The organism is Komagataeibacter sp. FNDCR2, from assembly GCF_021295395.1.
GTDB lineage: Bacteria > Pseudomonadota > Alphaproteobacteria > Acetobacterales > Acetobacteraceae > Komagataeibacter.
Window position 1 is genome coordinate 1022581 of record NZ_JAIWOU010000001.1, and the last position, 13366, is coordinate 1035946.

Genomic DNA, 13366 nt, shown 5'->3' on the forward strand with positions numbered 1-13366 from the left:
GAACTAAACAACAATGAATAACAAAAAAAACTATAAGGAATATACTTTCCCACCAATTATTATTATCAGCCTGCCGCGCGCTGTAGAACGCCGACGGACATTAACGCTACAACTTACCTGCCTTGGGCTGGATTTTGAATTCTGGGACGCGGTTGATGCCCTTGACCTGACCGACCGCGATTACGAGATCTATAATAGCCGTAGACGCCGGATTTTCATGGGCAAGGATCTCTATTCGGGGGAAATAGCCTGCCTGCTGTCGCATAAAAAAGCCATACAGCGGATCGCGACCGAGGACACGCCGTGTATCGTGCTGGAAGACGACGTCCTTCTTTCCCCTGACTGGCCCCATGTCGTACGCGCCCTGATGGCCCGGCGCGACAAATGGGAATTCGTGCGTTTTTTTGGTGATGAGAAACACGCCACCCGCCGGCAGCGCAAACTTGTCCCGCTGGGGCGCGATTACTGGCTGACCCGGATTTCCACAACACCCGGCGGGGCCCATGCCTATCTGATCAGCCCGTCTGGTGCGCGCAAAATCCTGCGTTGCCTGCATTACACGGCCACCCCGATCGACACATTGATGGGACAGCCTTGGAAAACCGGCCTTGGCGCCCTGAGCGTCTGGCCCGGAGTGGCGCGGGAGAACGACAAATTCCCCTCCTATATCGGTAATGCCCGTTTTGCCAGCACGCCCACCACCACGGGACTGGAACGCGCGCTGTATTTCGCGGCCAATCCTGGCCTGCGGCTGGTGGAAAACATACTCAAGCGCGGGTTTTATTACGGCCACGCATTACCCGACCTGTGGCGCAGACCCGAACCGGAGGCTGAAGCCTCCCACGCACCGGCACGCCCCTGATTCGCCTGAACCGAACGTCCCTCTCCCGTCCTGCCCGCAGCGATCGGATGATGGAGGCAACACCGTAGACCGCGGGTGATCAGGCCGTCACCCCGCGCCCCGTGCGTCTTCCAACGGTACGACCTGCCCATCGCGCAGGGTCACAACACGGTCCATCCGTCGCGCAAGGTCCATGTTATGGGTCGCGATCAGGGCTGCGACGCCATGCGCCCGCACGGTGCCCAGCAGCGCGTCGAACACAGCATCGGACGTATGGACATCCAGATTGCCCGTCGGCTCATCGGCCAGCAGCACATGGGGCTGGTTGGCCAGCGCGCGCGCAATGGCCACGCGCTGCTTCTCGCCGCCGGACAGCTTGCCGGGCAGGTGCTCCAGCCTGTGCTCCAGCCCGAACGCGCCCAGCAGCTCATCCGCCCGCGCACGGGCGTTGCGCCGCGCGACGCCCGCGATCATCTGCGGCAGCATGACGTTTTCCCGCGCGCTGAATTCCGCCAGCAGGTGATGGAACTGGTACACGAACCCGATCCGGTCACGCCGGAGCTGTGTGCGCTCCCGATCCGCCAGCGCGCCCGCGTCCTGTCCCGCCAGCAGGACGCACCCGGCATCCGGTTTTTCCAACAGCCCGGCCAGATGCAGGAGCGTGGACTTGCCCGTGCCCGAAGGGGCGACCAGCGCCACGATCTCACCCGGATGGAGGGTAAGGTCCGCCCCGCGCAGCACATCGAGCGTTTCCTCGCCGCTGATATAGCGCCGCGCCACGCCATCAAGGCGCAGCGGGGGCGCGTTGACCACCTCATTCATGGCGCAGGGCCTCCACCGGGTCGGTTCTGGCGGCCCGCCATGATGGGTAGAGCGTGGCCAGCAGCGAGAGCGCAAGCGCCATCGCGATCACCTCCGCCACCTGCGACCAGATCAGCTTGGCGGGCAGGTGTTCAAGATAATACACCTCGGCATTGAACAGGTCCGTGCCGGTGATGCGCTGCAGGACCTGACGGATATGCTCGATATTCAGGCAGAACACGATTCCCAGCCCCGTGCCCACCACGGTGCCCGTCACCCCGACCGACGCCCCGCACATGAGGAAGATGCGCATGATCGCGCCCCGCGTGGCCCCCAGCGTGCGCAGCACGGCGATATCGGCGCTCTTGTCCTTGACCATCATGATCAGCGAGGAAATCACATTGAACGCGGCGACAAGGATGATCAGCGTCAGGATCAGGAACATCACGTTCTGTTCCACCTGCACCGCGCCGAAAAAGGCGTTGTTGCTCTGCGTCCAGTCCATGACGCGGACATCGCCGTTCATGGCCTTTTCAATGGCCTGACGGACCGGGATGACATTTTCCGCATCCCGGGTCATGACCTGCACCTGCGTGACCTGTCCGGGCAACTGGAAATAGACCTGTGCGGCATGCAGGGGCAGGAAGACGTAACCGGCATTGTAGTCGTTCACCCCGGCATCAAAAATCCCCACCACACGGTAGGCGCGCACGCGCGGCATGGTGCCAAAGGCCGTCGCCGCCCCCTGGGGCGAAACAAGGGTCAGCCTGCCGCCCACGGTCAGCCCCGCGCGTTCGGCCAGCGTGGTGCCGACGATGATGGTGTCGTCATCGCCAAAATCATCCATGGAGCCCGCGACAAGGTTGTCACTAACCTCATGCAGGCCGATCAGGTCATGACGGGTCATGCCCCGCACCAGCCCGCCCGCGTTGTAATTGCCCGAATTGAGCAGCACCTGCGATTCCACCAGGGGCGCCGCCGAGACCACGCCGGGCACGCCGCGCACGCGGGCCGCCACATCATCATAATCGCTGATGGTGCGGGAAATGCCGTACACGCTCAGATCCCCGTTCAGGCCAAGGATACGCCCCAGCAGATCGGCCTTGAACCCGTTCATGACCGACATGACGATGATGAGTGTTGCGACGCCAAGCGCGATCCCCACAAGCGAGAAGATCGCGATGACGGAAACGAAGCGTTCCCCGCGCCGGGCATGCAGGTAGCGCCCGGCGACCATCCGCTCAAAGGGGCCGAACATCAGCCCGGTGTTTTCATGACAAGGGCCAGGGCGCCTTCGGGCGTATCCTCGGTGCGCTCACCCGTGCGGCGGTTCTTGATCTCGACCTTGCCATCCTTCGCCCCGCGCGGGCCGACAATCAACTGCCACGGGTGCCCCATCAGGTCCGCATCGGCAAACTTCGCGCCGGCGCGTTCCGCGCGGTCATCGTATAGGAAATGCTCCGGGGCGGCGGCGTACAGCTTCTCGCACATGGCGTCACATACGCTGTCGCCACTCTTGAGGTTGATGATCACAGCGCGGAAGGGGGCGACGGATTCGGGCCAGATGATGCCGTTTTCATCATGGCTGGCCTCGATAATGGCGGCGACGAGACGCGAGACGCCAATGCCGTAAGACCCCATTTCCGGGAATAGCGGCGCGCCATCCGGCCCGCTGACCGTGATGTCCATGGACTCGGTATATTTGCGCCCGAAATGGAAGATGTGCCCGACCTCGATGCCCCGTCCCTCGCGCTGGCGCGCGGCGGGAACCTGCGCCCATGCGGCGGTGTCGTGCTTTTCATCGGTGGCGGCGTAGAACGAGGTCATGCGCGTGAAGAACTGCTCCAGCGACTGGCGGTCGGCAATATCCACATCCTGCCCCAGCCAGTCCTGCTCCTCCAGCGCGCTGTCAAAGAACACGCCACTTTCCCCCGTGGGGGCGAGGATCAGGAATTCATGGCTCAGCTCGCCCCCGATCGGCCCCGTATCGGCCAGCATCGGGATGGCGCGCACGCCCAGACGCTGGAACGTGCGCAGATAGGCCAGCATCATCCGCCGGTAGGTATCGACCGAGGAGTCATAGTCCAGATCGAAACTGTAGGCGTCCTTCATGTAGAATTCGCGCCCGCGCATCACGCCAAAACGGGGGCGCACCTCGTCACGGAACTTCCACTGGATGTGATAGAGAACCTGCGGCAGTTCCTTGTAGGACTTGATGACCTGGCCGAACAGGTCGGTAATCATTTCCTCATTGGTCGGTCCATACAGCATGTCACGCTCATGGCGGTCACGGATGCGCAGCATTTCCGGGCCATAGGCGTCATAACGCCCCGACCGCTTCCACAGCTCGGCGGACTGGAGGGTGGGCATCAGCAGTTCCTGCGCGCCCACGGCGTTCTGTTCCTGGCGCACGATTTCCGCGATATTCTGCAAGACCCGCCATCCGGCCGGCAGCCAGGCGTAGATGCCCGCGGCAGTCTGGCGGATCAGGCCCGCACGCAGCATGAGCCGGTGCGAGGTAATCTGGGCCTCGGCCGGATTTTCCTTGAGGGTAGGCAGAAAACTGCGGGACAGACGCATATCCGTATGAACCTTGAAGTAGGGGAACCAGTGATGCGACGGACCCTAGACCAATCGGAACCCGCGTGGAATGGGGCATGTGCGCCCCCCACATTCCCGCCACACCAAAGCGTGATGGCTTCCCGCCCCCATGGTGTAAACATCCGCGTGAGGGGGAGTAGCCGCCCCACCGTGGCAGGGCTAATGTGCGCGGGCAAATCTGGTTGCGTAAAAGACGCCGGGTTTAGGGAAAACGTACCAAATAAAAATGGCAGGAAACGGTCAGCCGCTTCCTGCCATAATCATTTCCGGCCCCTGTGCGCCGTGGTCAGACGCGCAGCAGGTGCACATCCACCAGCGGGCGCTTTTGCAGCTTGCGGCCCAGCGCCCGGCGCAGGGCGGTTTTCGCGGCCTCGCGGAAGGTCGCGTCGTTCGCGCGCAGTTCATCGGGAATTTCATCCAGCGCATTGCCGAATTCTTCCGTGATGCGCAGGGTTTCGGGGTCTTCCATATCCAGCAGGCCGGGCGCGCTGACCTTCGGGTCACCGATCAGGTAACCTTCATCGTCCACGGCAAAACTGCCCAGCACCATGCCATTGAACAGCATGCGCCGCCGGGCCGACAGCACACCCCCGTTCATGGGCAGGATACGGCCGCCATCCAGCACCAGCCGCCCGGTCGGCGCGGTATCGCCCACCTCCACGCCATTGGCGCGGATATCAAGGATGTCACCATCCTCCAGCAGGACCGGCTCGATATCGAGTTCCTGCGCAATGGCGGCATTGGCGGTCAGGTGACGCCACTCACCATGCACGGGAATGAGAAAGCGCGGACGCACAAGGTCATACAGCATGCGCACATCGCCACCCGTGGCGTGGCCCGATACATGCACCAGATGATCCTTGTCCGTAATCACCTGCACGCCACGACGGGTCAGGTTGTCCTGCACCTGGATCACCGCCTGCTCGTTGCCGGGGATCATGCGGCTGCTGTAGATGACCGTATCGTTTTCACCCAGCGAGATGTTGGGGTGGGTGTCGGACGCAATGCGCGACAGGGCGGAACGCGGTTCACCCTGGCTACCCGTCACGATCAGGAGGATCTGGTCCTCATGAACGGAATTCGCCTCCTGTTCGGACAGGAAGGGCGGCACGTCGGACAGATAACCGCATTCGCGCGCCGCGACCTCCAGGTTGCGCAGGCTGCGCCCCACCACGGCCACCTTGCGACCCGCCGCATGCGCGGCCTTGGCCAGCGTTTCCACACGCGCCACGTTACTGGCGAAGCACGTCACCGCGATCCGCCCCTCAAGCGAGGCGATCAGGCGGGTCATTTCGCGCCGCACATCCGCTTCCGACGCGGAAGGCCCCTCGGTCCGGACATTGGTGCTGTCACACACCATGGCCAGCACACCCTCGCGCCCCAGCGCGGCGAAGGTTTCAAGGTCGGTTGGCGGCCCCACCTGCGGGTTGGGGTCGATCTTCCAGTCGCCTGTATGGATGATGATACCCTGCGGCGTGCGCAGCACCAGCGACTGCGACTCGGGCACCGAATGGGTCACGGAAATGAAGCGCAGGTCGAACGGACCAACGGTAAACGCACTGCCCGGCGCCACGACATGGATCGGCACCTGCTGGAGCAACTGCGCCTCGCCCAGCTTGCGCCGCAGCACGGCGGCGGCGAACGGCGTCACGTAAACCGGACAGCCCAGTTGCGGCCACAGATGGGCGATGGCGCCCAGATGGTCCTCATGCGCATGGGTGACGACAAGCCCGGCCAGCGCCTTTTTGCGTTCGGCGATGAAGACCGGATCCGGCAGGAGAATCTCCGCCTCCGGCGTGTCGTTGCCGCTGAAGCCGATACCGCAGTCAACCGCAAGCCATGCCTCTCCCTGCCGGTAGAGGTTGAGGTTCATGCCAATTTCGCCTGTTCCGCCCAGCGGAAGGAATGAAACGCCTGTTATATCATTCATCAAGAAGTCCTGTTTCTATTGAGATGCTTTGAGATGGATTCGAAAAAATGGACGCGGAACGCCTGCTCCGTGTCGAATGGCATGCCCTGTTGTCAGCCCATTCAGGCCAGTAATCCCGTTCGTCGCCAGCCCGTTGCCGACATGTGGCCTGACCTGCACGGTGGACCCGGCTCACTTCCCCATGCCCCACCGGATGGATCGGATGGCTGGAAATGGCGTTCAACACCACGCAGGCTTTCAGGCCGACGCTACTAATTCTTGCACGGGATTATCATGTAATCCCGCGAACTTAAATCTCTTTCCTCGGTCCGCCCCGATTATTCTTGTCCCACAGGGGACAGCAGCACTTCCCCCGTTACGACACGCCGCAGGCCGGATGGCGTTTGCAGCAGCAGGATGCCATCGTCGGCCAGACCATAAAAATGACCACTGAACTGCTGGTTTCCCGCCCTTACGCCAATAGGTGTGCCAACCGGATGCGCGCGTTCCAGCCATGCGGTACGGATCGCGTCAAATCCACTGGTAGCGTAACGAAGCAGCCATGTATCCAGTTCCTGCAGCAAAGCCCGGGCCATCACGGGCGCAGCCGGAACGTCAGGCCCATAATCCGCCAGGCAGGCCAGTTCACGGCCCGCGATCAGCGGGGCCTGCCGCAGGTTGGCGCCAATCCCGATCACCTGCCACGCCACATCCGCCGTGGTCCCGGTCTCGATCAGGATACCCGCCATCTTGCGGCCCGCCAGCAGCAGGTCATTAGGCCATTTGAGTTCCAGCATTTCATCCGTGGGCAGGAAACGGGCCACGGAGTCATACAGCGCCAGTCCGGCAATGAAGGGCCACAGCCCCACGGGCACGCTCGTCCCCTGCCCTGTCAGCATGATGGACAGGGCGAGATTGCCCCCCGGGTCGGCCCATTCACGCCCCCGGCTGCCGCGTCCGGCTGTCTGTTCCAGTGCGAGGATCGCGACACCATTCGCGCCCTCCCCCGCTTCCAGCCGGGTCTTGCACAGGTCGGAAGTTGATCCCAGCCGGTCATGCACTTCCAGCCGCCATGCATCCCCGCATGCGCGGGGAAGCAGGATGGCGGAGGAAGCGGCCGGGATATCTGGCATATGTTACCTGAACAGGGCGGCGGCCGCAGCCTGCGCCGCCGTGGAGACGGGGCCAAGCCCGACCATGAAGAACACGGTCACCAGCCCCATCCCGACCGATACGAACGAAACGGAAACAGGCGAACGGTCCAGCGCGGGAGCCGCCGCATCAAAGAACATGACCTTGACGATACGGATATAATAATACGCCCCGATCACGCTGCTGATGATACCGATCGCCGCCAGCCCGTAAAGCTGCGCATTGATCGCGGAATAGAACACCATGAGCTTGCCGAAGAAGCCCGCCAGCGGCGGCGCGCCCGCCATGCTGAACATGAACACCGCCATGGCCAGCGCCATGCCGGGGTCCGTACGCCCCAGCCCCGCCAGGTCGCTGATGCGCGAGACCTCGCGCCCCTTGCGGCGCATGGCGACAATACCGGCAAAGGCGCCGACATTCATGAACAGGTAGGTCACAAGATAGACCAGCGTGCCCCGCGTGCCCTCAGCCGTACCCGCGGCCATGCCGATCATGGCGTACCCCATATGCCCGATGGAGGAATAGGCCATGAGCCGCTTGATGTTCACCTGAGGAATGGCGGCCAGCGAACCGAACACCATGGACGCGGCGGACACCACCTCGATCAGCAGCTGCCATTGCGGCGTCATGCTGCCAAACGGTCCGGCCATGACCCGCAGCAGCACGGCGAAGGCCGCGATCTTGGGCGCACCGGCCATGTAGGAGGTAACCGGTGTCGGCGCCCCCTGGTAGACATCGGGCGTCCACATATGGAACGGCACCATGGACAGCTTGAAGCACAGCCCCACCAGCACGAACACGATGCCAACCATCAGCCCGGCGGGCAGCACGGCGCTACCGCGCACGGCCTGCTGCAACCCGGCATATTCCAGCGTTCCGGCAAAGCCGTAAGCCAGCGAAATACCATAAAGCAGGATGCCCGACGCCAGCGACCCAAGCACGAAATACTTGAGCCCCGCCTCCGCCGCCGTAACCCGGTCCCGTGCGAAGGCGCACAGGATGTAGATGGACAGCGAGGAAAGTTCCAGCCCGACAAACAGCGTCATGAGGTTGCCGGAGGAGGCCATGATCATGGTCCCCAGCGTGGAGAACAGGATCAGGATCGGGAATTCGAACTTGTCGATCTCCATTTCCCGCGCATAGCCCACGCTCAGCACCAGTGACAGCGCCGCACCGCTCAGGCTCAGCACCTTCATGAAGCGGGCAAAACCGTCATTGACAAAAACATGGCCGTAGCCGGTGCCATCAGGCGACATGACGACAAGGATGCCCGTGACGACAAAGGCCAGCAGCGTCATCATCGCACAGGAGAAGAAAGCCTGCCCGCGCTTTTGCATCACCCCGGCAAGCAGGATGGCCAGCCCGGACAGGGCCAGCACGATTTCGGGCAGAGCAAGTGTCCAGTTCATTGGTAGTGGCCCTGACATCCTTGGGGTTAGCGGGAAAACAGCATGGTGGACAGCAGAACCACCAGGCCGATCAACATGGAAAAGGCATAAACCGCGATGGAGCCCGTCTGGATCCGCACGGCCTGCCCGGCCGTACCGGACGTAAGGCGGGCCAGCCCTTCGGGTATGCCCTCGACCACACCTTCATCCGCGCCTTTCCACAGCACACGCGCCAGCGCGCGGTAGGGGCGCACGATCACGGCGTCATACAGCTCATCGAAATACCACTTGTTCAACAGGAACAGGTACACCGGGCGCAGGCTGCGGGCCATTGCCGCCGGGATACCGGGGCTTGCGATGTAGCATACATAAGCCACCCCGATGCCCAGAACGGCGGCAATGGTCGGCACCAGCGCGATAAGCCCCGGTGTCTGTTCAAGCCGGGCAATCACGTCGTGACCGGGAATGCTGGCGATCGCCCCATTCCAGAACGCGGCCTGATGCGCACCGATATACAGCGGCTCCAGCGCCACACCCGCCACAACCGCGCCAAAGGACAGCAGGACGACCGGCAGCATCATGGATGGCGGGCTTTCATGCGCGCCCTCATACAGATGTTCATCACGGGGTTTGCCATGGAAGACCAGGAAGATCAGCCGCCAGCTATACAGCGCGGTCAGGAAGGCGGTAAGGCACCCCATGACCCAGCCGTAATGCCCCATGGCGCTATCGGACATCCACGCGGCTTCCAGGATCGCATCCTTCGACCAGTAACCCGCAAACGGGAAGATACCGGCCAGGGCAAGACTGCCGATCCACATGCCCGCATAGGTCAGCGGGATCTTGCGCCACAGCCCGCCCATGCGGAACATGTTCTGCTCGTCATGCACGGCATGGATCACACAGCCCGCCCCCAGGAACAGCAGCGCCTTGAAAAAGGCATGCGTGGTCAGGTGGAACATGGAAGCCTGATAGGCCCCGACCCCGACCGCCACGAACATGTAGCCAAGCTGCGAACAGGTGGAATAGGCGATGCTGCGCTTGATGTCCGGCTGTACCAGCCCGACAGTGGCGGCGAAGAAGCTGGTGGTGCCACCGATCAGCACGATCAGGTCGCGCGTGACGGGCGCCAGTTCCACCAGCGGCGACATCCGCACCATAAGGAAGACACCGGCCGTGACCATCGTGGCCGCATGGATCAGGGCGGAAACCGGGGTAGGCCCTTCCATCGCATCCGGCAGCCAGGTGTGCAGGAACAGCTGGGCCGACTTACCCATCGCGCCGATAAACAGCAGTGTCGCGATCACCTCCAGCAGCGGATGCGTACCGAACAGATGGAACGTATCATTCACATGCGCGGGGATGTCGGCAAAAATGTCATCGTAGGACACGCTGCCGAAACGGATGAAGATGAGCGAAATGCCGACAAGGAAAAACAGGTCCGCCACGCGGTTGACGACAAACGCCTTGATTGCCGCCTGCGCTGCGGAAGGACGGTCATACCAGTAGCCGATCAGCAGGTAACTGGCGAGACCAACCCCTTCCCACCCGAAAAAGAGCTGGAGCAGGTTGTCCGACGTCACCAGCATGAGCATCGCGAACGTGAACAGCGACAGGTAGGAGAAGAACCGGTACACCGGCGCGCTCTCATGCGCCATGTAGCCAACGCTGTACACATGGACCAGCAGCGAGACCACGGTCACCATGGCCACCAGACTGACCGACAGCGCATCCATGCGCAGTTGCCAGTCCGCCGTAAAGCCCGCCGCGTGGATCCACTCGGCCACGGGCACGATGACCGTGTTCATGCCGCCACCCATCTCGAAGCCCAGCACACCGATCGCCGACAGCGCCGCACAGGTCATGAGCCCGATGGTGGTCAGTCGTGCCGCGCCGTCACCCATCAGGTGGCCAAAGCCACCGGCGACGAGGAACCCGATAAGGGGCGCGAACACCGCCACCTCGAACAGGAGGGATGCCATCTGCATTTTCCCTTACCCCTTCATCATCGTAATGTCGTCGACTTCGATCGAGCCGCGATTACGGAAATAGACCGTGACAATAGCCAGCCCGATGGCGGATTCCGCCGCCGCGATGGTCAGCACGAACAGGGTCATCACCTGCCCCGACAGATCGCCGGTCGCCGCTGAAAACGCCACGAAATTGATATTGGCCGAAAGCAGGATCAGCTCGATCGACATCAGGATGATGATGACGTTCTTGCGGTTCAGGAAAATGCCGAACACCCCCAGAACCAGCAGGATCGCGCCCACACTCAGGTATGGCGCAAGGCCAATCCCCTCAATCGCGTTATCCATTGTCCTGTCCTTTCGTCCCGTCCACCGGCGCCACAACCACCAGGGCGGTCTGTCTTTCTTCCGCCGCCTCGCACTGGCGCCAGGCCTCGGTCCCGTAGGTTCCGGGCACGGCCGCCACATCGTAGGAGTCACGTGGGCGCAGGAAGCCACCCTGGGCCGCGACCCCGGCACCCAGCGGCACCTGCAACATTTCAAGGGAATCCTGCGGCACACGATCGTGCTGGCGGTCGATGTTCTGCCTGCGTCCCGTGGGCCGGTCGCGCAGGGTCAGCACGATCGCACCGATCATGGCCACCAGCAGGACAAGGGCACATGCCTGGAACAGGAAAATATAGTGGGTATAGATCACGTCACCCAGGGCAGCGGTATTGGTCCGCGTGGGGGATGAGGGCACAAGATGCCTGATCTGCCCGATATTGCCCGCGACCCGCCAGTGAGCGAACGCCATGAGCAGTTCCACCAGCAGCACGCCACCAACCGCCGCCCCGATGGGGGCGTAACGCTGCATGCCCTCGCGCATCTGCGCGAAGCGGACATCCAGCATCATGACGACGAACAGGAAAAGAACCGCGACCGCGCCGACATAGACGATGATCAGCGTCATGGCCAGGAATTCGGCCCCCGCGATCAGGAACAGTCCCGCCGCATTGAAAAACGCCAGTATGAGGAACAGCACCGAATGCACCGGGTTACGGGCACACACCACCATGGTGGCGGACAGAACCAGAACCGCCGCGAAAACATAAAAGACGATTTGGGTCATCATGGGTGAGCTTCCTGCCGCATGGATGTTTCCTCCTGCTGGCATGGCGGCCACGGCCTGCGCCGGGGCGGCCGTGCAATGTCAGCGGTATGGGGCATCAAGCTCGAGCCTGCGGGCGAGAACGCTTTCCCAGCGGTCGCCATTGGCCAGGAGCTTGTCCTTGTTGTACATAAGTTCTTCGCGGGTTTCGGTCGCGAATTCATAATTCGGCCCTTCGACAATCGCATCGACCGGGCAGGCTTCCTCGCACAGGCCGCAATAGATGCACTTGGTCATATCAATGTCGTAGCGCGTGGTGCGGCGTGAGCCGTCATCGCGCGGTTCGGCCTCGATGGTTATGGCTTCCGCCGGGCACGTCGCCTCGCACAGCTTGCACGCAATGCAGCGTTCTTCCCCGTTGGGGTAGCGCCGCAGCGCATGCTCCCCACGGAAGCGGGGCGAAAGCACACCCTTTTCATACGGGTAGTTGATCGTGACCTTTGGCTTGAACATCGCCCGAAATGTCACGCTCATGCCCGCCACCAGTTCGGACAGGAGCATGGAGCGGGCGGTTTTGCTTAACTTTCCCATTAACCTGCTCCTCCGGGCAGAAGGCCCGTAACCATCAGGAATCCCGCGCTCAGCACCATCCACGCCAGCGAGAAAGGCAGGAACACCTTCCAGCCCAGCCGCATGAGCTGGTCATAACGGAAGCGGGGGAATGTCGCGCGGACCCAGATGAACACAAACAGGCAGAACAGGATCTTGGCGATCAGCCACAGCGGCCCCGGTATCCACGTCAGGGGTGCGATCCCCAGCGGCGGCAGCCACCCCCCGAGGAACAGGATGCTGACCATGCCCGACATAAGGAACATGTTCGCGTATTCACCCAGAAAGAACAGGCCGAACGCAAGTGCCGAATATTCGACGAAAAAGCCCGCGACCAGTTCACTCTCACCTTCGGGCAGATCGAACGGAGCACGGTTCGTCTCGGCCAGCGCGGAGATGAAAAACACGATGAACATGGGGAACATGGGCAGACAGAACCAGACGTGGCGCTGCGCCAGCACAATGTCGTTCAGGTTCAGGCTTCCCACCGCCAGCAGGACCGACACGATCACCAGACCGATCGAGACCTCGTAGGACACCATCTGCGCGGCTGAACGCAGCCCGCCCAGAAAGGCGTATTTGGAATTGGACGCCCAGCCCGCGATCAGCATGCCGTAAACACCCAGCGACGAAATCGCCAGCAGGTACAGGATACCCACATTGATATTGGCGATCGCCAGCCCGTTACCCGTCGGGATGACCGCCCAGGCGATCATGGCCAGCGAGAAGGTCAGGAACGGTGCGAACAGGAACAGCATCCGGTTCGCGCCCGATGGGATGACCGTCTCCTTCGTCAGCATCTTGATCGCGTCGGCAAAGGCCTGCAGCACGCCGAACGGGCCGTTCACATTCGGCCCCTTGCGCAACTGCATGGCGGCCATCACCTTGCGTTCCGCCAGTGTAAGATACGCCACGCCCAGCAACAGGGGCGCGAGCACCGCCAGTGATTCAAGCACGATCAGCAGGAGCTGGCCGATAAGGGTGTGAAAAAAGAAATAAGCCATC

General features: G+C 62.3%; 12 protein-coding genes. 1 reads left to right on the forward strand and 11 read right to left on the reverse strand.

The genetic code is table 11. The features are described from left to right. Window positions 1–13: 13 nt before the first annotated feature. A complete protein-coding gene (locus LDL28_RS04840; protein ID WP_233057463.1) occupies window positions 14–862 on the forward strand; it encodes a glycosyltransferase family 25 protein in 849 nt (282 codons plus the stop codon). Between the two features lie 87 nt (window positions 863–949). Here the strand turns inward: LDL28_RS04840 and LDL28_RS04845 are convergent, their stop codons facing one another. The 11 genes from LDL28_RS04845 to nuoH all read right to left on the reverse strand — a co-directional run bounded on the left by LDL28_RS04845 (window position 950) and on the right by nuoH (window position 13365). After that, a complete protein-coding gene (locus LDL28_RS04845; RefSeq protein WP_233057464.1) occupies window positions 950–1663 on the reverse strand; it encodes an ABC transporter ATP-binding protein in 714 nt (237 codons plus the stop codon). Then, a complete protein-coding gene (locus LDL28_RS04850) occupies window positions 1656–2900 on the reverse strand; it encodes a lipoprotein-releasing ABC transporter permease subunit (protein WP_233057465.1) in 1245 nt (414 codons plus the stop codon). The genes LDL28_RS04845 and LDL28_RS04850 overlap by 8 nt, the downstream gene beginning before the upstream one ends. Beyond that, a complete protein-coding gene (gene proS, locus LDL28_RS04855) occupies window positions 2900–4222 on the reverse strand; it encodes a proline--tRNA ligase (protein WP_233057466.1) in 1323 nt (440 codons plus the stop codon). Before proS ends, LDL28_RS04850 begins: the two co-directional genes overlap by 1 nt. A gap of 307 nt (window positions 4223–4529) precedes the next feature. Beyond that, window positions 4530–6173, reverse strand: a complete 1644-nt coding sequence (locus LDL28_RS04860; protein WP_233057467.1) for a ribonuclease J — start codon at window positions 6171–6173, stop codon at window positions 4530–4532. Window positions 6174–6490: 317 nt separating this feature from the next. Further along, window positions 6491–7285: a biotin--[acetyl-CoA-carboxylase] ligase gene (locus tag LDL28_RS04865; RefSeq protein WP_233057468.1), complete on the reverse strand. Its 795-nt coding sequence runs from the start codon at window positions 7283–7285 to the stop codon at window positions 6491–6493. A 3-nt stretch (window positions 7286–7288) separates the two neighbouring features. Then, the gene (nuoN, locus tag LDL28_RS04870; protein WP_233057469.1) at window positions 7289–8713 is read right to left on the reverse strand and encodes an NADH-quinone oxidoreductase subunit NuoN; all 1425 of its coding nucleotides are present in this window, start codon (window positions 8711–8713) and stop codon (window positions 7289–7291) included. A gap of 26 nt (window positions 8714–8739) precedes the next feature. Then, window positions 8740–10680, reverse strand: coding sequence for an NADH-quinone oxidoreductase subunit L (gene nuoL / locus LDL28_RS04875; protein WP_233057470.1), 1941 nt, complete (start codon window positions 10678–10680; stop codon window positions 8740–8742). A 6-nt stretch (window positions 10681–10686) separates the two neighbouring features. Further along, window positions 10687–11010: an NADH-quinone oxidoreductase subunit NuoK gene (gene nuoK, locus LDL28_RS04880; RefSeq protein ID WP_233057471.1), complete on the reverse strand. Its 324-nt coding sequence runs from the start codon at window positions 11008–11010 to the stop codon at window positions 10687–10689. Continuing rightward, the gene (locus LDL28_RS04885) at window positions 11003–11776 is read right to left on the reverse strand and encodes an NADH-quinone oxidoreductase subunit J (protein ID WP_233057472.1); all 774 of its coding nucleotides are present in this window, start codon (window positions 11774–11776) and stop codon (window positions 11003–11005) included. Before LDL28_RS04885 ends, nuoK begins: the two co-directional genes overlap by 8 nt. A gap of 78 nt (window positions 11777–11854) precedes the next feature. Then, window positions 11855–12343, reverse strand: a complete 489-nt coding sequence (gene nuoI, locus LDL28_RS04890; RefSeq protein ID WP_233057473.1) for an NADH-quinone oxidoreductase subunit NuoI — start codon at window positions 12341–12343, stop codon at window positions 11855–11857. Then, window positions 12343–13365, reverse strand: a complete 1023-nt coding sequence (gene nuoH, locus LDL28_RS04895) for an NADH-quinone oxidoreductase subunit NuoH (protein WP_233057474.1) — start codon at window positions 13363–13365, stop codon at window positions 12343–12345. Before nuoH ends, nuoI begins: the two co-directional genes overlap by 1 nt. Between the last annotated feature and the right edge of the window lies 1 nt (window position 13366).